17 protein-coding genes are annotated in these 21110 nt (G+C 67.6%); 15 read left to right on the forward strand and 2 right to left on the reverse strand.

Annotated features, from left to right (window positions below; translation table 11 throughout):
• Positions 1-268: 268 nt before the first annotated feature.
• The 6 genes from RKE25_RS14350 (at position 269) to RKE25_RS14375 (ending at position 7335) form a co-directional block, all read left to right on the forward strand.
• Positions 269-1285: a glycosyltransferase family 9 protein gene (locus RKE25_RS14350; RefSeq protein WP_311838778.1), complete on the forward strand. Its 1017-nt coding sequence runs from the start codon at positions 269-271 to the stop codon at positions 1283-1285.
• The gene (locus RKE25_RS14355; RefSeq protein ID WP_311838779.1) at positions 1285-3036 is read left to right on the forward strand and encodes a glycosyltransferase family 39 protein; all 1752 of its coding nucleotides are present in this window, start codon (positions 1285-1287) and stop codon (positions 3034-3036) included. Before RKE25_RS14350 ends, RKE25_RS14355 begins: the two co-directional genes overlap by 1 nt.
• Before the next feature lie 221 nt (positions 3037-3257).
• Positions 3258-3986, forward strand: coding sequence for a DUF3348 domain-containing protein (locus tag RKE25_RS14360; RefSeq protein ID WP_311842397.1), 729 nt, complete (start codon positions 3258-3260; stop codon positions 3984-3986).
• Positions 3987-3996: 10 nt separating this feature from the next.
• Positions 3997-6090 (forward strand): DUF802 domain-containing protein, encoded by a 2094-nt coding sequence (locus RKE25_RS14365; protein WP_311838780.1) that lies wholly within the window; start codon positions 3997-3999, stop codon positions 6088-6090.
• A complete protein-coding gene (locus tag RKE25_RS14370; protein ID WP_311838781.1) occupies positions 6087-6734 on the forward strand; it encodes an OmpA family protein in 648 nt (215 codons plus the stop codon). Before RKE25_RS14365 ends, RKE25_RS14370 begins: the two co-directional genes overlap by 4 nt.
• The gene (locus tag RKE25_RS14375; protein WP_311838782.1) at positions 6727-7335 is read left to right on the forward strand and encodes a DUF2894 domain-containing protein; all 609 of its coding nucleotides are present in this window, start codon (positions 6727-6729) and stop codon (positions 7333-7335) included. The genes RKE25_RS14370 and RKE25_RS14375 overlap by 8 nt, the downstream gene beginning before the upstream one ends.
• 27 nt (positions 7336-7362) lie before the next feature.
• Here RKE25_RS14375 and RKE25_RS14380 read toward each other — a convergent pair whose 3' ends face one another.
• Positions 7363-8439, reverse strand: a complete 1077-nt coding sequence (locus RKE25_RS14380; RefSeq protein ID WP_311838783.1) for a LacI family DNA-binding transcriptional regulator — start codon at positions 8437-8439, stop codon at positions 7363-7365.
• A gap of 427 nt (positions 8440-8866) precedes the next feature.
• On the opposite strand from RKE25_RS14380, the gene RKE25_RS14385 reads away from it, so the two are divergent.
• From RKE25_RS14385 to RKE25_RS14420, 8 genes are read left to right on the forward strand one after another with little or no spacing between them, the layout of a single operon-like run.
• The gene (locus tag RKE25_RS14385; protein WP_311838784.1) at positions 8867-10066 is read left to right on the forward strand and encodes a Gfo/Idh/MocA family oxidoreductase; all 1200 of its coding nucleotides are present in this window, start codon (positions 8867-8869) and stop codon (positions 10064-10066) included.
• Positions 10063-11268 carry a nucleoside permease gene (locus RKE25_RS14390; protein WP_311838785.1) on the forward strand — a complete coding sequence of 402 codons (1206 nt, stop codon included), beginning with the start codon at positions 10063-10065 and terminating at the stop codon, positions 11266-11268. Before RKE25_RS14385 ends, RKE25_RS14390 begins: the two co-directional genes overlap by 4 nt.
• A gap of 53 nt (positions 11269-11321) precedes the next feature.
• Entirely contained in the window at positions 11322-12215 is an 894-nt protein-coding gene (locus RKE25_RS14395; protein ID WP_311838786.1) for a sugar phosphate isomerase/epimerase, read from the forward strand.
• A 43-nt stretch (positions 12216-12258) separates the two neighbouring features.
• Entirely contained in the window at positions 12259-13953 is a 1695-nt protein-coding gene (locus tag RKE25_RS14400) for a GMC family oxidoreductase (RefSeq protein ID WP_311838787.1), read from the forward strand.
• 11 nt (positions 13954-13964) lie between these two features.
• Positions 13965-14555, forward strand: coding sequence for a gluconate 2-dehydrogenase subunit 3 family protein (locus tag RKE25_RS14405; protein ID WP_311838788.1), 591 nt, complete (start codon positions 13965-13967; stop codon positions 14553-14555).
• Positions 14556-14558: 3 nt separating this feature from the next.
• Positions 14559-15614: a sugar phosphate isomerase/epimerase gene (locus RKE25_RS14410; protein ID WP_311838789.1), complete on the forward strand. Its 1056-nt coding sequence runs from the start codon at positions 14559-14561 to the stop codon at positions 15612-15614.
• Positions 15611-16516, forward strand: coding sequence for a TIM barrel protein (locus RKE25_RS14415; protein ID WP_311838790.1), 906 nt, complete (start codon positions 15611-15613; stop codon positions 16514-16516). The genes RKE25_RS14410 and RKE25_RS14415 overlap by 4 nt, the downstream gene beginning before the upstream one ends.
• A 20-nt stretch (positions 16517-16536) precedes the next feature.
• A complete protein-coding gene (locus RKE25_RS14420) occupies positions 16537-17319 on the forward strand; it encodes a DUF1080 domain-containing protein (RefSeq protein WP_311838791.1) in 783 nt (260 codons plus the stop codon).
• A 241-nt stretch (positions 17320-17560) separates the two neighbouring features.
• On the opposite strand, the gene RKE25_RS14425 is transcribed toward RKE25_RS14420, so the two are convergent.
• On the reverse strand, positions 17561-19546 hold the full coding sequence (locus RKE25_RS14425) for a peptide-N4-asparagine amidase (protein ID WP_311838792.1): 1986 nt from the start codon (positions 19544-19546) through the stop codon (positions 17561-17563).
• Between the two features lie 358 nt (positions 19547-19904).
• Between RKE25_RS14425 and RKE25_RS14430 the strand changes: the two genes are divergently transcribed.
• Complete coding sequence (locus RKE25_RS14430; protein WP_311838793.1) at positions 19905-21071, forward strand: phosphatidylinositol-specific phospholipase C1-like protein; 1167 nt, start codon at positions 19905-19907, stop codon at positions 21069-21071.
• Positions 21072-21110: the final 39 nt, after the last annotated feature.

A 21110-nucleotide genomic window follows, 5' to 3' on the forward strand; every position in this document is an offset into this window, starting at 1 on the left:
GAATTACTTGTCGTGGGTGGTTATGCGTACCGCCGAAACCCCATAAGCTAAACCAAGGACGAGTTCCGCCTGCTTTCGTCGCGAGCCCATCGCGAGCCATGGTCGACCGGCGATGCCTGCCTTGCCGGCGACTTAAATTCTCTTTGTAAGCACCCACTGGTGAAGCTTGAACCATGCTCTCGTGAACGCTGGGCAGGAGCCCATTCCGAGAAAGGGAATTTATCGCATCCTCGTCTGCCGACCGAACCACCGGCTGGGAAACACCATTTTGCTGACGCCGCTCATCAGCGAATTGGAACGCGTCTATAAAGGGGCCGAGATCGACGTCATTTCCGAAGGCGATATCGCCCGCGAAGTGTTCGAGAGTTTCTTCAGCGTCAAGAACGTCTATGGCCTTCCCAAGCGCGGCTTCAAGCATCCCGTGCCGTTCCTCGGCATGTTGCTGAAGGTGCGCAAGACCACCTACGACCTGATCGTGGATCCCTGCGTGGGCTCCGGCTTCGCGCGTGCGCTGACGAAGTTCTTCCGCGGCCGTTACAAGCTCGGCTTCAGCGACGCGCTCGAAGGCTCGGGACTCACCCATGCCGTGCCGAAGGCGGTCGCCATGCGGCATATGGCGCAGCGTCCGGTGAACCTGCTGCGGGCCGCGCTCGCACCCGGGAAGAGCGGCGGCGAGACCTACCCTTCGCTGGATATCCGCCTGACCGATGCCGAGCGGATGCAGGGCCGGGCGGCGATCCGCCGACTCCTTTCTGATTCCGCACAGACGGTGACGCCTCCCGTGGTGGGCATTTTCGCCAACGCCACCGGTGCCAAGCGTTATCCGGCGAGCTGGTGGAGCGAGTTCATCGCTGCCTTCAGGGAGGCCAGCCCGCTCTCGAACATCATCGAGCTGATCCCCATGCACGGGCATTCCATGCTGGGCGGAGCATGGCGAGGCTATTACTCTTCCGATCTCCGCCGCATGGGCGCCGTGATGGCCGGGATGGACCTGGTAATCAGCGCAGATTGCGGCGTGATGCACCTGGCCGTTGCGTCGAAGGTGCCGACGGTAGGCATGTTCTGCGTCACGGACGTGGATGTGTATTCCCCTTACGGGCTCGGCAGCTGTTCGATGAATACCCAGGACCTCTCCGCCCGCGAGGCCGCGCTGAAAGTGGCGGCCGCCTTCCCGGCGCTGCTCGCGCGGGAGCGGCATGCCGAACATCGTGGAACCGCGCACGCCGCCGATGTCGCCGGCACCGGAACCATCGCCGCACCGCGGAACGAGGCGTTACCGCATTGATGGCAGGGCCAGGACACGCCGGCCCGGCCGGCCGCACGCGGCGCGATGCCATCGAGCGATGGCTGCTGATGCTGGGCGCCTTCCTGGTGCTGGCGGCGGGCATCGGCCTGCGCGGCCCGACGCCGTCGGACGAACCGCGCTTCGCGCTGGTCGCGCAGCAGATGGTGGCATCCGGCAACTGGCTGATTCCGCATCGCGGCACCGACTGGTACGCCGACAAGCCACCGGCGTTCATGGCGATGCAGGCGTTGTCGTACAAGCTCAGCGGCGACTGGTGGATCGCCTTCCTGCTGCCCTCGCTGCTGTTTTCGCTGGGCACGCTCTGGCTGGTGTACGACCTCGGGCGCCGGCTGTGGGGACACCGCGCGGGCATGGGGGCGGCGCTGGGGCTGCTATGCACCGTGCAGTTCGTGTTCCAGGCCAAGCGCGGCCAGATCGATCCCACGGTGACGTTCTTCCTGACCCTGGCGAACTACGGCCTGCTGCGCCACCTGCTGCTGGGCCCCGACCGCTCCGCCTTCTGGCTCGGGTGTTTCGCCGCCGGCCTCGGCGTGATCACGAAGGGCGTGGGCGTGCTCGCGGTCCTGATGTTCCTGCCCTGGCTTTATGCCCGCAGCCTGCCGTGGGAACACCTGGCCGCCACCGACCGTCGCTACGGCACCTGGCTCGGCGGCGGCGCGGCGTTCGCCCTGGCCATGGCGCTGTGGCTGGTGCCTCTGCTGTGGTATGTCCACCAGCACGACAGCGCCGAAGCGCGCGCCTACCTCGACGACATCTTCTTCAACCAGACGATGCATCGCTACGTGCATCCATGGAACAGCTTCCAGCCGCCCTGGTTCTATCTCGAGGTGATCTTCACTTCGTGGCTACCCCTCAGCCTCGCCTTGCCCGGCCTGTTGCCGGCGTGGCGCACCCGGTTGCGCGAACGCGATGCGCGCTACCTGCTGCCGCTGGCCTGGTCGGTGCTGGTGATCGTGTTCTTCAGTCTCACGCGCGCCAAGCGCGACGTGTACATCATGCCGGCGCTGCCCTTGCTCGCGCTGTGCGCGGGGCCGTTCCTGCACGACATCCTGCAGCGGCGCTGGGCGCAGTGGACCGCGCTGGTGTTCCTCCTCCTGCTCGCCTTGCCCGTGCTGGTGCTGGGCCTGCAGGGGTTGTGGTTTCCCACGGCGTGGACGACGCGCTTCGCTGCCGCACGCCAGCTGGGCGAACAGTCGGCCTCGTTTTGGCTGATGTTCGTGGTGCTGGGTGCTTGGATCCTGCTGTGCATCGCCGGCCTGCGCCTGCGCCGCGCCGGCGCCGCGCTGCTGGCCAGCCTCGCCGGCCTGTGGCTGCTGTGGGGTCTCTGGGCCGCGCCCATGCTGGCCAGGGCCAGCTCGCCGAAGCCGCTGGCTCAGCGCGTCGAGCAGTGGGTCGGGCCGGACGGGGAACTGGCGCTCGTCGCCTGGAAAGAAGAGTTGCCGCCAGTCTTCACCCGCCGGCCCGTCGACTTCGGTTTCGTCACGCCATGGCATCAGCAGCTCGCGAATGCGATCCGCTGGCAGGAACAGGCGCCCCGCACACGTTGGGTGCTTATCCTGAGCGACGTGATGGCCCCCTGCGTGGATCGCGACGCCTCGATCGACGCCGGCGTCACGAGCGGCCGCAACTGGCGCCTCTATCGGCTCGATGCCGTCGCCGCGGCATGCCGTGGCGGGGTGGTGCCGGAAGGCGCGGTGGAGGACTGGGGTGGCGTGGATCGCCGCCGCTGACGCATGAAGCGTGGGCGATGGCACACCCCTGATGGACCACTTGTCGAAGGCCGATCGCCCCGTGCGCACACTGTCCGTGGCGCAGCCAGCCGGCGCCCTCTCTCTACAGCCTGCCCTGCAGCGACAAGCCGCTGCCGTGGAAACGGGCAGCCCACCGGGCGTTTTTCATCGACCCGTTGCGTATTGCGTGTAAAATCAACGTTTTTTTGTCAACCCGCAGCATGGTGCAAGCCCCTCGACGGACGGTGGTCCGTGGCCCGACATTCGTCCGTCTGCTGGCTCGCCTGGCGGACGGCGCCGTCGCGTCTGCCGCCCCGCCCCTGGCGGACCGGCTGAGCCAATGGCTGGACTGGAACCAGGCGATCGCGCTGTCCACCGCGCTGGACGGCAAGCCGGCCGGCACGACCTTTCCGGGCTCGCCGGCAGGGGACGAGGTCGAGGCGGAAGCGTGCGTCCACGCGCGGACTTCGCTGACCCAGGCCATCGCGCAGGCACCCGAGCTGGCCGCGCCGGCGGCGGGCAAGGGCGACGACGCGGCAGCAGGCCCGAATGCCATCGCCGAAGCCGACCTGGACTATGCCGTCTTCCGCCAGCGCTACCTCACCCTCCAGCGCGCCATGCAGGCGGCTACCGGCCGGCTGCGCGGGCGGCTGCGGGACCGGCTCGCGCAGCGTTCGACCGAGCTGGCGCGGCTGGCCGACGTCGACGCCGTCATGGAACAGGCGCTGAGCCCGCGCGAACAGACCTTGTTCGCCACCATCCCCACCATCCTCGGCACGCATTTCGAGCGCCTGCGCGAGGCGGCCCACGCCGCATCGCCGGAAGACGCGGTGCCCGCTGGCGCCTGGCTCGACGTCTTCCGCAAGGACATGCAGAGCGTGCTGCTCGCCGAACTGGACGTTCGTTTTCAACCGGTGGAAGGGCTGCTTGCCGCCCTTCGCGCCAGCTAACTGGATTCGCATGCTGAAACATTCGCTTTACTTCGCCGTCTTTTTCGTGGGCCTCGCTGCCGTGTGCTGGATCGGCGGCGGCTATCTCGGCTCCAACCCGCTCGGCGCGGCGGTCGCGCTGGCGATCGGCGCCGGTTATCTCGTCGGCGCATTCGAGTTGTTCCGTTACCGGCAGGCCACGTTCTCGCTGCGCGAAGCCGTGTCGGACCTGACGACGACACCGCCCTCCCTCGGCGCTTGGCTGGACCGCCTGCATCCGAGCCTGCGCAACGCGGCGCGCCTGCGCATCGAAGGCGAACGCGCGGTGCTGCCGGCGCCGGCGCTGACGCCTTATCTGATTGGCCTGCTCGTGCTGCTGGGCATGCTGGGCACGCTGCTGGGCATGATGGCGACGCTGCGCGGCACCGGCCTCGCGCTGGAAAGCGCGGCGGACCTGCAGGCCATGCGCGGCTCGCTCGCAGCGCCGGTGAAAGGCCTGAGCTTCGCCTTCGGCACCTCGATCGCGGGCGTCGCCAGCTCCGCGATGCTCGGCCTGCTCTCCGCGCTGTGCCGCCGCGACCGGCTCCAGGCCGTGCAGCAACTGGATGCGCGCATCGCGACGACGCTGCGCCCCTACTCCCAGGCGCACCAGCGCGAAGAGGCGTTCCAGCTGCTGCGCCGGCAGACCGAGCTGATGCCGGTCCTGGTCGACCGGCTGCAGGGCATGATGGCCGCGCTGGAGCAGCAGAACGTCGCTGCGCACGAACGCCAGCTGGCCAGCCAGGATGCCTTCCACGCCCGCACCGAAGCGACCTATGCGCGCCTCGCTGCCTCGGTGGAGCAATCGATGAAACAAGGCGTCACCGACAGCGCCCGCGCCGTCAGCGCGTCGATCGAGCCACTGGTGGAAGCGACCATGGCCGGACTCGCGCGCGAGACCTCCGCGATGCGCGATGCCATCGTGCGCGGCGTGCAGGCGCACCTGGATCACGTCTCCTCCGGTTTCGCGGCTACGACCGCGCGCGTGGCGGACGTCTGGAACGATGCCGTCGCCCTGCAACGCCAGTCGGGCGAAGCGCTCACCCGCGATGTCCAGGTGTCGCTGGAGCGCTTCGCCGAGACCTTCGAACAGCGCTCGGCCGGCCTCGTCGACACTGTTTCATCGCGCCTCGACGCCACGGCGGACCACGCGCAGCAAGCTTGGCTCGATGCCCTGGCGCGGCAGGAAGCTGCCAACGACAAGTTGACATCGCGCCACCACGCGGCGATGACCGACGCCGTCGCCGCTTTCGAAGAGCACGCAGCCGCCCTCGTCGGCGTCGTGCGCCAATCGCACGAGGACCTGCAGTCCGCACTGGCTTCGCGCGATGAGGCGCGCCTGCATACATGGTCGGAAACGCTCGGCTCGATGACTACCGCCCTGCGCGACAGCTGGGCGCAGGCGGCCGACCATGCCGCCGATCGCCAGCGCGACATCTGCGACACGCTGGCGCGTACCGCGAACGACATCGCCGCGCAGACCCAGGCACATGCCGGCGAGACGATCGCGGAGATCTCTCGCCTGGTGCAGGCGGCCTCCGAAGCGCCCAAGGCGGCGGCGGAAGTGGTGGCCGAGCTGCGCCAGAAGCTCTCCGAAAGCATGGTGCGCGACACCGCGATGCTGGAAGAACGCAGCCGCCTGCTCGCCACGGTCGAAACGCTGCTGGATGCGGTCAACCATGCGTCCACCGAACAGCGCGAAGCGGTGGATGCGCTGGTCGCCACGTCGGCGGACCTGCTCGACCGCGTCGGCACCCGCTTCCAGGAGCACGTCGAGGCGGAGACCGGCAAGCTGGGCACCGCCGCCGCGCACATCGCCGGCGGCGCGGCCGAAGTAGCGAGCCTGGGCGAAGCGCTCGGCGCGGCCGTACAGCTGTTCGGCCAGTCGAACGAGGCGCTGATGGAACGCCTGCAGCAGATCGCCGGTGCGCTCGACGCCTCGCTCGCGCGCAGCGACGAACAGCTTGCCTACTACGTGGCCCAGGCCCGCGAAGTGATCGACCTGAGCATGCTGTCGCAGAAGCAGATCGTCGAAGAAATACAGCAGCTTGCCGACCGGCGCGCGTCCGGAGCCGAAGTCGCATGAGCGACGACATCGAATTCGACGCGGAAACCGGCGCGCCGATCTGGGCCGCCTTCGGCGACCTGATGTCGGTGCTGCTGGGCGTATTCGTGCTCATCCTGGTGGGCATGATCGGTGTGCAGCAGCAGCTCTCGCAGCGCCTGGACGAAGAAGTGAAGCAGCGCCAGCTCGAGGCGCAGAAGCGCCAGACCCTGGAGCAGGCCCTGGCCGTGCCGCTCGCCGCCGGCCAGGTGACGCTGGTCGACGGGCGCATCGGCATCCGCGGCAGCGTGCTGTTCGCGCTAAACTCGGACCAGTTGCAGCCGGAAGGCCGCGAAGTGCTGCGCAGTCTTGCCGGTCCGCTGTCCGGTTACCTGAAATCGCGCGACGAAATCCTGATGGTCAGCGGCTATACGGACGACCGCCAGGTGCGCGACGGCAACCGCCAGTTCGCCGACAACTGGGAGCTGTCGGCCGAGCGCGCGCTCACCGTGACGCGCGCGCTGATCGCCGAGGGCGTGCCGGCTTCTGCCGTCTTCGCCGCCGCCTTCGGCGCGGAGCAGCCGGTGGGATCGAACGCCACCGAGGAAGGACGGGCGAAGAACCGGCGCGTGGAGATCGCGCCGATTCCGCGCACGTCGTCACCCACGACGCCGGCGCATGAGTAAGCGCACCGTTAGCGTGCGCGAGCGGCTGGACGCGTGGCGCGAGCAGCGCGCCGACCGGCTCGATCCCGTGGGCTTCCATCACATGGATGCGCTGGAGCGCCGCGCCGCGCGCCACGAAGGCGACGTCCGCCGGCTGCTGGACGAACGCCTGTCGACACTGGTCGCTGCCTATGCCGCAAAGGTAGAACGCGCCACCTCCGCGCCGGCGAACGGCGGCGCCGCGCGCACGCCGCTCGGCCCGCTCGTCGATACGCTCGCCGCGCATGCGGCAACCCGCGGCGCGGACCGCTACCCGGAACTCCCGGCGCTCGATGACTTCAAGGAACTGTGGACCCGGCTGCGCACCGAAAGCCAGCTGCGGCAGTCGCTGGAACAGGTGCCCGCGAACGCCGGCCCGCTCAATTCAAGCACTCTGGTGCATCGCTCGATCGCCTTGATGCGCGAGGTAGCGCCGGGTTACCTGCAGCACTTCGTGGCCTACGCGGATGCGCTGTCGTGGATGGAGCAGATGGGCTACGGCGCGCCTGCCGTCGCCGAAGCGCCGCGTGCGCCGGGTGCCGGCAGGAAGCGCGCCGCCAAGTCGCGCGCGCGCCAGGACTGAAGCGGCTCTCCCGGATGTCCCGCGCCGCTATCCGCGCCTGGCGCCGGGCGGCGCGGTCGAGCCACGCACGACCAGGTCCGCCGACAGCACCCGCTTGCGCGGCGGCACGGCGGCATCGCCGAGCAATTCCAGCATCATGCTCATCGCCTCGCGCCCCAGCGCGTTCTTCGGCTGTGCAACCGTGGTGAGCGGCGGCGAGGTATAGCGCGCGAAGCGGATGTCGTCGAAGCCGACGACCGAAACGTCTTCGGGCACGCGCAACCCGTGCGAGATGAGCGCGCGCATGGCGCCGATCGCCATCTCGTCGTTGGAACAGAACACCGCGGTAAACGGCTTGCCCTGTGCGATGAGCAATTCGACGGCGCGCTCGCCGGATTCGATCGAGAAATCGCCCGCCACCACCAGCGCAGCCTGGGCCGGCAACTTCGCGCGCTGCAACGCGAGCCGGTAGCCCTGCTCGCGATCGACGCTGATGGGGCTGGACGGCGGTCCGGCGACGAAGGCGATGTCGCGGTGCCCCAGCATCACCAGGTAATCGACCGCGACACCGGCCGCCGCGACATTGTCGATGTAGACGCTGGAAACCTGCCCGTCCTTGACGTACTCGCAGGCGTTGACCACCGGCAGCCGGCCCTGGATCGGAATCGCCGGCACGCGCGGCGACATGGTGATGATGCCGTCGGCCTGGCGCGCGGCGACCATGTCGGCATAGGCCTGCTCGCGCACGAGACTGCCCTGCGTTTCTCCCAGCAATACCGAGTAGCCGTTCTCGTGGGCCACCTGCTCGATGCCGCGGATCACCTCGGAGAAGAACGGATTGGCGATGTCCGGCAGCAACGCGACGATCAGCCGCGTGCGCGCCGTGCGCAGGTTGCGCGCCAGCGCATTGGGCGTGTAGCCGAGTCGCTTGACCACGTCGTGGATGCGCTGGCGCGTGGTCTCGTTGACGATCTCCGGCCGCTGCAGCGCGCGCGACACGGTGGCCACCGAAACGTTGGCGGCGGCGGCGATTTCCTTCACCGTGCGGACGCGGTTTTGCTGCGGTGCGGTCTTGGCCCGGCCGCCCTTCGCGCCCTTCCCGCGCTTGGAATCTCCTGCACTCACGCGCTTCCCACTCCTTTATCCCCTTAATCCCCGCTGCGGGCGGGCCGATGCGGCCTGCGCAACCGCCGACGTGCGGCGCCCAGAGCATATCGCCTCGGAACCGTCGCGGCGCGCATTGGTGCAATGCAATGTAATGGATTACATAAAATCGTTGCGCCTGCGTTCACTCATCTGCTACATACCAGCGCATCGATTTGTACCGATCCAGGCGTCGGCGACATCGGGGGAGATGCCGCCGCGCCCAGGATGAAGCTTTCCGCAGAACCGCGAAAGAATGCCGGTTTCATGCGGATGTAATCGAATACATCGCAGCGGCAGCGAGCACCGTGGAGGGGTTCATGGCAAGCCAGTCCGTATCCAGCAGCGGCGACCGAGCGCAGGGCCTTTCGCCCGTGCCGCCGCCCTTCCCCCGCGGAGATTCCGCGCGATGACGAAGCTCGGCATGGGCTTGGTCGGCCCGGGCTTCATCGCCACGCACCATATCGACGCCGTACGCCGCCTGGGCGACGTGGAGATCGTCGGCATCGCCGGCTCCAGCCTCGACTCGGCCAAGAAGCGCGCGCGCGAACTCGGCGTAGGCCACGCCTACGAAAGCTATCGCGAACTGCTGGCCGACCCGGCCGTGCAGGTAGTGCACAACACCACGCCCAATCATCTGCACAAGGAGGTCTCGCTGGCCGCGCTGCGCGCCGGCAAGCACGTGATCTCCGACAAGCCACTGGCCGCCAGCCTGGAAGAAAGCCGCGAACTGCACGAAGCGGCGAGCAAGGCCGGCGTCGCACACGTGGTCACCTTCAACTATCGCGGGCATGCACTGATCCAGCAGGCCCGCGCGCTGATCGCCAAGGGCAAGCTCGGCGCGCCCGTATTCGTGCACGGCTGCTATCTGCAGGACTGGCTCACCGACGAGCGCGCCTACTCGTGGCGGCTCGATCCCAAGCTGGGCGGCGCCAGTTCGGCGCTCGGCGACATCGGCTCGCACTGGTGCGACCTGGCCGAACACGTCACCGGCGCGCGCATCGTCGCCGTGCTGGCGGACCTGCACACCGCGGTACCGGTGCGCGAAGCCCCGGCCGCTTCGCCGAAGGCTTTCGCGGGCGCGGCGAAGAATGCGCCACGGCGCAAGGTCAAGGTGACCAGCGAGGATCTCGCCAGCGTGCTGCTGCGTTTCGACAACGGCGCGCGCGGCTGCGTCACGGTGGGCCAGGTGTTGCCGGGTCACAAGAACGACCTGCGGCTGGAAGTGAACGGCCGCCTCGCCTCGCTCGCGTGGCGGCAGGAAGAACCGAACTCGCTGTGGCTCGGCCACCATGCACAGGCCAACACCGTGCTCGCGCGCGATCCGGGCCAGCTCGACGCTTCCGCACGCGGCTACGCGCACCTGCCGGCCGGCCATCCGGAAGCCTGGGCGGACGCCTTCCGCAATCTCATCGCCGACGCCTACGCCTGGATCCGCCAGGGCGGCGCGCCGGCCAAGAAGCCGGCCGCGCTGCCGACCTTCGCCGACGGCTACCGCAACAGCCTGGTGATCGACGCCATGCTCAAAAGCCACGCCGCCGGCGGCGTGTGGCAGGACGTCGCCGACCCACGCGCAACCACACCACGCAAAAGGGGAACCCGCGGATGAAGTGGCGCCTTAGATTGATGATGCTGTTCGAGTACGCGATCTGGGGCGCATGGTACGTCACCGTCGGTACCTGGCTCGGCCAGACCCTGCACTTCAGCGGCAAGGAGATCGGCGCCGTGGCCGGCACCACGGCGATCGGCGCGATGATCTCGCCGTTGTTCGTCGGCCTGCTGGCCGATCGCCTGTTCGATACGCGCCGCGTGCTCGCCGCGCTGCACGTTCTCGGCGCCGTGCTGCTGGTCGTGGCCGCTCGCCAGACGTCGTTCGCGACGGTGTACGGCACCCTGCTCGCATACAGCCTCTGCTACATGCCGACCCTGGCCCTGACCACCTCGCTGGCGATGCGCCACATCACTGACCCGCAGGAGGAGTTCGGCGGTATCCGCGTACTCGGCACCATCGGCTGGATCCTGGTCGGCCTCGTGGTCGGCGCATGGGGCGTCGAAGCCACGGCTACGCCACTGCACCTGGCCGCTGGCCTGTCGGTGATCACGGCGATCTACTGCCTCAGCCTGCCGCCGACGCCGCCGCTCGCGCGCAACCAGCGCTTCGAACTGCGCCACGCGCTGCCGCTGGAATCGCTGCACCTGCTGCGCAACCGCTCGATGGCGGTGTTCGCGCTCGCCTCCTTCCTGATCTGCATCCCGCTGCAGTTCTACTACGCGTTCACCAATCTGTTCCTCAACGAGGTCGGCGTGGTCAATGCCGCGGGCAAGATGACCGGCGGGCAGATGTCGGAAATCCTCTGCATGCTGCTCATCCCCTGGTTCTTCCGCCGCCTGGGCGTGAAGTACATGCTCGCGGTGGGCATGCTGGCCTGGGTACTGCGCTACGTCATGTTCGCCTTCGGCGCGCCGGGCGAGCTGATGTGGATGCTGTGGCTGGGCATCGTGCTGCACGGCATCTGCTTCGATTTCTTCTTCGTCGTGGGCCAGATCTACATCGACCGCGAGGCGCCTACCGCCCTGCGCGCCGCGACGCAGGGGCTGATCACCTTCCTGACCTATGGCCTGGGCATGTTCGTCGGCTCCTGGCTGTCCGGCGTGGTGGTCGACACCTACGCCGCGACGGGCACGCACGACTGGCGCTCGATCTGGCTGATCGCCAGCGCCTTCGCCGCGGGCGTGCTCGTGCTGTTCGTGCTCGCCTTCAAGGACCGCAAGAGCACCGCCGGCCAACCAGCCGTCGCGGCCACCGACTGACCCTTTCCGTCCCGCCCTCCCCCCCTACCTATCGGCCGCCCGAGAACAACGACATGAAGATGACTCGCAGGCAGTTCCTTTCCCGATCCGCCATGTGCGGCGCCGCGGCGTGGCTCGCTGCCAGCCCCTCCGGCCGGCTGCTCGCCGCCGGCGCGCCGGGCAAGCCGCTCGGCATCCAGCTGTACATGGTGCTGAAGTCCTACCAGGACGATCCGATCGGCACGCTCAAGACGCTCAAGTCGATCGGCTATACGGAGATCGAAGCCATCATCACCACCACGGCGAAGACCTTGCGCGACCAGCTGAAGGAAGCCGGGCTGCGCAGCCCCAGCATGCATATCGACAGCCTGGGCGTGGAGCCGGGCATCGAGGCCGCGCACACGCTCGGTTCGCAGTTCGTGGTCAGCAGCATGCTGCCCTCCATGATGCAGAAGGAGCTGGCCGCCCAGGGCAAGCCCGCACCGGAGCCGACCTATTCGCTGGACGAGGCCAAGCGCACCGCCGAATACGCCAACCGCATCGGCGAGCAGGCGAAGAAGGCGGGCCTGCAGTACGCCTATCACAACCACCACAAAGAGTTCACCGACGTGGGCGGCGGGCAGACCTTCTACGACGTGCTGCTCAAGGAAACCGACCACCAGCTCGTGCAGTTCGAGCTGGACTGCGGCTGGGTGCACATGGGCGGCAAGAATCCCGCCGACTACTTCAAGGCCAATCCAGGCCGCATTCCGCTGATGCACGCCAAGGATTTCCTCCCCGGCGCCGGCGGCAACGACTTCCCGGGCGCCGAGCTCGGCCGCGGTACGCTGGACTACAAGCCGATCATGGCCGCGGCCAATGCCGCGGGTCTCAAGCACTGCTTCGTCGAACAGGAAGGCCCGTTCGCCCGCATGAGCCAGCTGGAGGCCGCGCGCGTGGACTACGCCTACCTGCGGCCGCTGCGCTGACCTTTCCCTCCTCCCGATCCACACCACGCTCCAAGAGATACGCATGGAAAAGAATACGTACGACGCGATCGTCGTCGGCACCGGCGTCAGCGGTGGCTGGGCGGCAAAAGAGCTGACCGAGCAAGGCCTGAAGACCCTGGTGCTCGACCGCGGCCCCATGGTCAAGCACGGCGACTACCCCACCGCCATGAAGGCGCCGTGGGAGCTGCCCTACGGCGACGAGCCCACGCGGCACGACATCGAGCGCCACCCGATCCACACGCGCCCGTCCTTCTACGGCATCACGCAGTCCACCAAGCACTGGTTCGTCGACGACATCGACAACCCCTACGTGGAAACCCGTCCGTTCGACTGGTTCCGCGGCTACCACGTGGGCGGACGCTCGCTGATGTGGGGACGCCAGAGCTACCGCCTGAGCCCGATGGACCTAGAGGCGAACGGCAAGGAAGGCGTCGGCGTGGACTGGCCGATCCGCTATGAGGACATCGCGCCCTGGTACGACTACGTCGAGCACTTCATCGGCGTCAGCGGCTCGGTCGAGCACCTGCCGCAGCTGCCGGACGGCGACTTCCTGCCGCCGATGGAGCTGACCTGCGTCGAGAAGGACTTCCGCGACAAGGTCTCCGGCAAGTTCGGCGGCCGCAAGCTGATCATCGGCCGCACCGCCAACCTTTCCGCGCCGCTCAAGCACGACAAGAGCCCGCAGCGCGCGCCGTGCCAGTACCGCAACCTGTGCATGCGCGGCTGTCCGTTCGGCGCGTACTTCAGCAGCAACTCCTCCACCCTGCCGGCGGCGGAAAAGACCGGCAACATGACCATGGTGACCAACGCCATCGTCTACGAGCTGATCTACGACAACGACAAGGGCAAGGCCACCGGCGTGCGCGTGCTGGATGCCGAGACCGGCCACCAGACCGAATACTTCGCCAAGGTCATCTTCATGTGCGCGTCGACCTTCGGCACCACGCACATCCTGCTCAACTCCACCTCCAGCCGCTTCCCCAACGGTTTCGGCAACGACAGCGGCGAGCTGGGCCACAACATCATGGATCACCTGTTCGGCACCGGCGCACACGCCGTGGTCGACGGTTTCGAAGACCGCTACTACAGCGGCCGCCGCCCCAACGGCTTCTACATTCCGCGTTACCGCAACGTCGGCAATGACAAGCGCCCGTACCTGCGCGGCTTCGGCTACCAGGGCGGCGCCAGCCGCCGCGACTGGACCCGCCTGGTCGACACGCCGATGATCGGCGCCTCCCTCAAGCGCGCCGCGCAGGACCCAGGCCCGTGGACCATCTCCATGATGGGCTTCGGCGAGATGCTGCCCTCGCACCGCAACAAGGTGACGCTGGATCACAGCCGCAAGGACAAGTACGGCCTGCCGCTGCTCAACTTCGACGCCGCGCACGAGGAGAACGAAAAGGCCATCGCCAAGGAGATCATCGACGACGCACTGGAAATGTTCAGCGCCGCGGGCTACCGCGACGTGCGTTCGTTCGCGGTCCAGGCCAACGTCGGCGCCGGCATCCACGAGATGGGCACGGCACGCATGGGCCGCGATCCGAAGACCTCGGTGCTCAACGGCTGGAACCAGATGCACGCCTGCAAGAACGTGTTCGTCACCGACGGCTCGTTCATGACCTCGTCCGGCTGCCAGAACCCATCGCTCACCTACATGGCGATGACCGCGCGCGCGGCCAAGCACGCGGTGGACGAACTCAAGCGCGGCAACATCTGAGGAGAGACGCCATGAACCGTCGCGAATGGTTGAAAAGCATGTCCGCGCTGGCCGTCGGCGCCCTCGCCGCGCCCTCGCTGCTGGCCGTCATGGACGCCCACGCCGCCGCCAAGGCCGGCGGCCCGGCGATGCAGTTCTTCAGCGTGCCGCAGGGCGATGTGATCACCGGCGTGGTCGATATCATCGTGCCGCGCACCGATACCCCCGGCGCGGTCGACGCGGGCGTGCCGCGCTTCATCGACCAGATGTTCAAGGACGTCTATACGCCCGAAGAACAGAAGCGCTACCTGGCCGCGCTGGCCGCCTTCGACAAGGCGGGCAGCAAGCCCTTCCTCCAGCTGGGCGCCGCGCAGCGCACCGCGCTGGTGACCAAGCTGCACGAGGAAGCGCTGGCCACGGGCCAGAAACTCGACCCGGTCTCGGCGCCCGCGTTCGTGCTGATGACCAAGAAGCTCGCCATGTCGGGCTTCTTCATGTCCCAGCCCGGCTGCGAGCAGGTACTGCAATACATCGCCGTGCCCGGCGCCTATCACGGCGACATCCCGCTGTCGAAGGCGGGCAATGGCCGCGCGTGGGCGGTCGAGACGGTACTGAGGATCTGACGCATGAAGACGCTCAAGGGCCCCGGCATCTTCCTCGCCCAGTACGCAGGCGATGCCGAGCCGTTCAACTCACTGCCGGCGATCGCGCGCTGGGCTTCCTCGCTCGGCTTCGTCGGCGTGCAGATTCCGTCCAACGACAAGCGCCTGTTCGATCTGGAACAGGCGGCGGCGAGCAAGACGTACTGCGACGAGATTGCCGGCACGCTTGCCGAGCACGGCCTGGCGGTGACGGAGCTGTCTACGCATCTGCAAGGCCAGCTGGTCGCCTCGCACCCCGCCTATGACCGCCTGTTCGACGGCTTCGCGCCCCCGGCCCTGCGCGGCAAGCCGCAGGAGCGCCAGGCCTGGGCGGTGGAGCAGCTCAAGCTGGCGGCCAAGGCCAGCCGGAACCTCGGCCTGACCGCGCACGCGACTTTTTCCGGCGCACTGGCCTGGCACCTGTTCTATCCCTGGCCGCAACGCCCGGCCGGTCTGGTGGAAGAGGCGTTCGCCGAACTCGGCCGGCGCTGGCGCCCCATCCTCGATGCCTTCGACGAAGCTGGCGTCGACGTCTGCTACGAGCTGCATCCGGGCGAAGACCTGCACGACGGCGCCACCTTCGAGCGCTTCCTCGACGCCGTCGGCCAGCATCCGCGCGCGAACATCCTCTACGACCCCAGCCACATGGTGCTGCAGCAGCTGGACTACCTGGAGTTCATCGATTTCTATCACCAGCGCATCCGCGCTTTCCACGTGAAAGACGCAGAGTTCCGGCCGAACGGCCGCGCCGGCGTGTACGGCGGCTACCAGAACTGGATCGATCGTCCCGGCCGCTTCCGCTCGCTGGGCGACGGGCAGATCGATTTCCGCGCGATCTTCAGCAAGATGGCGCAGTACGACTATCCCGGCTGGGCCGTGCTGGAGTGGGAGTGCTGCATCAAGGACTCGCAGCAAGGCGCGAAGGAAGGCGCGGCCTTCATCCGCGATCACATCATCAAGGTTACCGAGCGCGCGTTCGACGACTTCGCCGCCACCGGCGCCGACCGCAACTTCAACCGCCAAGTGCTGGGACTCGAATGACCACTTCCGATTCCGCAGGCCTCACCCGCCGCGCCGCGCTCGGCCGGCTTGCCGCCGCCGCGGCTTTCGGCGCCACCGCGGCCATCGCCCCGGGCCAGGCCGCCTTCGGCACGCCGGCCCCCGGCAAGGCCGGGCCCGGACGGCTGAAGCAGTCGCTCAGTCGCTGGACCACCAAGGCACCGCTGCCGGAGGTATGCAAGCGCCTGAAGGCGCTCGGCTTCGCCGGGGTGGACCTGCTCTATGCGGACGAATGGTCGGTGGTGAACGACCACGGCCTGACGGTCTCGATGGGCTATCCGGCCAAGCGCGACAACTTCATCGAGATGGGCTTCAACGATCCGGCCAACCACGCCACCTTGCTGAAGGAACTGGAGACGACCATTCCGCTCGCCAAGAAGGCCGGCGTGCCGAACCTGATCACCATGTTCGGCAACCGCAAGGACGGCATCGGCGAACAGCAGGCGATCGACAACTGCGTCGCGGGGCTGTCGAAGATCGCACCGCTGGCAGCCGAGAACGGCATCACCCTGCACGTTGAGCTGCTCAACAGCAAAGTCGACCACCACGGCTACCAGGGCGACAGCACGCGCTTCGGCGTCGCCGTGATGAAAGGCGTGAACTCGCCCAACGTGAAGCTGCTCTACGACATCTATCACATGCAGATCATGGAAGGCGACGTGATCCGCACCATCCGCGACAACTTCCAGTGGCTCGGCCATTTCCACACCGGCGGCGTACCCGGGCGCCATGAGATCGACGGCACCCAGGAGCTCAACTACCACGCCGTGGCCAAGGCGATCGCCGACCTGAACTACCAGGGCTTCATCGCGCACGAGTTCATGCCCGCCGGGCCGGACCCGTTCGCGTCCTTCGCCGAAGCCTTCAAGATCTGCACCGTCTGACCGCCCAACGGACCCACGCCATGAACTCGCGTATAGCGCTCGCCCTCCTCCCCATCGCGCTCGCCGCTTCCGCCGCGGCGGCGCAGAACACGCCGCCGGCCGGCGACCCCAAGGCCACCGAGCAATGGGAACCGGTACCGCCGGTAGTGACGCCCGGCCAGCGCGATGCCGCGCCGCCTTCCGACGCGGTCGTACTGTTCGACGGCCGCAGCCTCGACCAGTGGGAGGCCTCGAAGGACCACTCGCCCGCGCATTGGAAAGCCCATGACGGCATGCTGACCGTCGACAAGGCTACCGGCAACATCCAGACCAGGCGCCGCTTCAAGAGCTACCAGCTGCACCTGGAATGGCAGATACCGAAGAACGTCACCGGCGAAGGCCAGGCGCGCGGCAACAGCGGCGTGTTCCTCGCCTCGACCGGCCCGGGCGACGAAGGCTACGAAGTCCAGATCCTGGACTCGTACAACAACAAGACCTACGTCAACGGCCAGGCCGCCTCCATCTACAAGCAGACGCCGCCGCTGGCCAATGCCATGCGCCCGCCGGGCGAATGGCAGGCCTACGACATCGTGTGGACCGCGCCGAGCTTCGCCGCCGACGGCAGCCTGAAGTCGCCGGCCTACGTCACCGTGTTCCACAACGGCGTGCTGGTGCAGAACCACACCCAGCTGCAGGGCGAGACGTTCTACATCGGCAAGCCGGTCTACAAGCCCTACGTCGATGCGCCGATCAAGCTGCAGGCGCACGGCGACCCGTCGGCGCCGATCAGCTTCCGCAATATCTGGGTGCGTCCGCTCGACTGAGCGAAGCCACAGCCGGCCCATGCGGCGCCTGCTCGACAAGCTCGCGAGCAGGCGCAAGCAAATGCAGAAGACGGACATGCCGCAGCTGGATGGCGCCGGAGCGCCCTGTCGTCCCAGCGAGCGCCGCCAGCCAGCCGACGTACTGAGCCACTCGCAGTCATTGTGACGGTCTGGCCGGGGAAACGATTCCCCGGCCGATTGGCTGTCCGATAGCGGCTGTTATCTGGCCGCATTCACGCGCTTACGGATAACCGAGCCACCCCAGCGCATCCGGCGACCCGTCCGGCCGGCTCTGCCAGAACAGGCGGTTCTGCCCGTCCGTGCAGCTGCCGCCGGTGTTCCACGTCGCCAGCTTGCCGTCGCGCGTGGTGAGCATGGTGTCGTAGCAGCTGCCCAGCGAATCGTTGAAGCGGAAGGTCTGCCAGCTGTTGCGGTCGTTGACCTTGGTGAACACGCGGTACGGATAGAGGCCGGTCGTGACGTCGAGTTCGCCGCCGGTGAGGTTCTGCGTGACCGCGCTGTAGACCGTATTGCCGTTCGCGCGGCGCACCAGCTGCAGGCCCACGTCCTGGCGGAACTTCTTGATCTCGCGCTCCACCGTCGGGTCGTGCCACAGGTAGTAATAGCTCGACATCGGATAACCGTAGTTGGTGATGTGCTCGTCGGCCAGCACACCGTTGAGATAGGTGCGCGTCTTGCCGGACTCCGTGCTTTTCAGGGTGATGGTCTTCTCGTAGATCCGGCGCGACATCGAACCGACCCGCTCGCTCGACACGCTGAACTGCTGCGTGTTGTCGAAGTTCACCCAACGCTCGACGCGATGGCGGATGCGCCCCTTGGAGCCATCCACGTAGCCATCGATCACGAAGTGCCGGCGCAAGGCCGTGGTGAGGCTGCCGCCGAGGTTGCCCTGGCGATCGCGCGCCAGAGTGCTGGTCGACCGCGGCGTGGCCGGCAGGCCGGCGAGATCATTGCGGGTGACCATGCCGGTTACCTGCTTCAGGCGATGGTCCTGGTAGAGCAGCAGGTTGGCCGTCGCCCACACGCCCGCTACGGGATTGTTGGTCAGCGCCGCACGGCTGTTGCTGGCGATGCCCACCGCCACCGTATGCGGCGCGCCATCGCTGAGCATCGCCGCGAACGGACTCAGATCGACGCGGTGCGGTACGTACAGGAACTCCTGCGGCTGCATGGAGGAACGCCACAACTTGGCATCGCCCTCGCTCATGGTGGGATAGGACGGATACAGCGGCACCACGCCGGCGGGGCGGCCATCGATGCTCACCTCCGCCTCGCGGAACGCGCCGCCGATGCAATGCGCCGCAAAGTTGCGCTTCTCGTCCAGCACGAGCCGGGGAAACGCCGCGGCCAGCGGGAACGGCACGCAGGTGAACCAGGGATCGTTGGTGTCGAGATAGCCGGTCTGCGTGCTGGTCGGTACGTAGTTGTAGGTCGAGGGACGCACGATCACGTCCAGATACGCGCGCTCGATGTTCCGTGGCAGCGATGCCTGCCCAGCCTTGTTGAGCGTGACTTCCAGGCGATCCGCGGTGGTGCGCAGGTCGGCCAGCACACCGAGGGCGTAGCTGTCGTTGGAGAACTGGGCAGCGCCAAGCGGGATCACCGTGTCGGGCGCCACCGGCACCGGCTCAGTGGCCGTGGGCGGGTAGTACTTGAGGCGAGCGACGCCGAAGAAGCTCGGGCCGCTTTTCGTGGTTTCGTCGCCCACGCCGGCGATCCAGTTGCCCGAGGCCTGATGCGTGCCGCCGCGGTAGCGGAGCAGCGAGGCGTAATCGGTCACGTCGCGCTCGAGATGGCCGCAGTACACCTCGTTGCACGGAGCCATCACATCGTGGTTGCTGGCCAGCGCGATGCTGCCGAAGTAGAGGTTCACGCCATCCAGCCACACCGTCAGCGGCAGCGGTACGCGATTGCCTGGCCTGTCGTCGGTGAGGTTGAAGTCCATCTCCAGCACGATCTTGGCCCACGGGCCCGCGCCGCAGTGGTAGGGCGAATAACTGAAGAATCCATAGCCCTCGCCGATCGTCGATACGTTGGCCAGCTCTTCGGTGCACGGCGTACTCGACGGACGCGGCACGGAAGGATCAGCGCGCACCAGGAAATCGGTCCCTGGCGTCGGCGCATCCGCGGCGACGGCGCACGCGCTCCAGGCAAGGCAGGCAAGCAGGACAGACACGGCGAAGCGGCCGGCGAATCCGGGGAACATGACCATCTCCAAGTGATTCCCCCCTGCGCCGGCGATGGTAAAAGCCGTGGCCGGGAAAAAGCGTGATACGTGCCGCATGGAGGCGACGCGTCGTGTTCATGCGTGCACATCGCGGGCTCGTTGTCAGCGCTTCGCAAGCCACGCATCCGCTCCGCTCACATTGCGCCAGTGCATGTCATCGCTGCGAGGCAGTCCGCCGCGCCTCGATGACGGCCCGCCATTTAGACGTCCAAATGCCGAGCGCAGCCTTCACACCACCGTCACCGAAATGCAAAACCGAGATCCCAGAATCGCCCGGATATCTCGATCAAAACGCCGCGACACGTACATCGGGCCGGCCCACACGCAGCGAACCACCATGACCGATCTGTGTCCGTCGCCAGGAATGCGGCCTTCCTCTCGCCATCTACGTCGACGCTTCCGCACCGGCGCGCTCGGCGCCTTGCTCTACGTTCTTGCCGCCGGTACGAACGCCGGCACCGCCGCGCCGCTGCGGCTCAACCAGCTCCAGTACGTCGGCAGCCACAACAGCTATCACGCCGGACTCGCGCCGGGCGAGGCGGCGGTGCTGAAGACATTCGACCCGGCCCTGTTCGCCGCACTCGACTACCGGCATCCGCCGCTGGCCCGTCAGTTCGACGACGGCGTGCGCCAGATCGAGCTGGACATCTATGCGGATGCCGCCGGCGGGCGCTATGCGCATCCTGCCATCGCCGCGCAGGTGGCCAAGGCCGGCCTGCCACCCGATCCGCCTTTCGCCGCGGCGGACGTGATGAAGCGTCCGGGTTTCAAGGTGATGCACATGCAGGACCTGGACCAGCGCAGCACCTGCCAACCCCGGGTGGCCTGCCTGCGCGAGGTGCGCGCCTGGTCGAAGGCGCACCCGCGCCATTTGCCGCTGTTCGTGCTGCTGGAAACCGAGCAATCGCCGCAGCACCTGCCTTTCCCTGCCGTATCGCCCGAGCCCTTCGACGCCAAGACGCTCGACGCGCTGGATGCGACCCTCCGTTCGGTGTTCGCGCGCGAGGAATACCTCGCCCCCGACGACGTGCGCGGCGGCTTCGCCACGCTCAACGCCGCCATTCTCGCCCAAGGCTGGCCGACGCTGGAGAGCGCGCGCGGCAAGGTGATCTTCCTGCTCGACCAGCGTGTCGTTGGGCCGGCCTATCTGCAGGGACATCCCTCGCTGCGCGGCCGCGTGATGTTCACCAACGCCGTACCCGGCACCGACGATGCCGCCTTCACCGAACTCAACGACGGCGATGCGGATAGCATCGCGCGCCTGGTGCGGCAGGGTTACCTGGTCCGCACCCGCACCGATGCGGACCTGAAGGAAGCGCGACGCAACGACACCGCGCGGCGCGATGCCATGCTCGCCAGCGGCGCGCAGTTGCTGAGCACCGACTTTCCCGCAGGCGAGCCCGCGGCCAACGGCTATGCCGTCGGCTTTCCCGATCATCACCCTGCGCGCTGCAATCCGCAGTTCGCGCCATCGCGTTGCGGCGCCGCCGACCTCTCACCCTGAAACGCAGCGCCGCCGTCCATCGCAAAGCGCTGCTCGTCC

Origin of the sequence: Dyella sp. BiH032 (assembly GCF_031954525.1) — a bacterium.
Lineage (GTDB): Bacteria > Pseudomonadota > Gammaproteobacteria > Xanthomonadales > Rhodanobacteraceae > Dyella_D.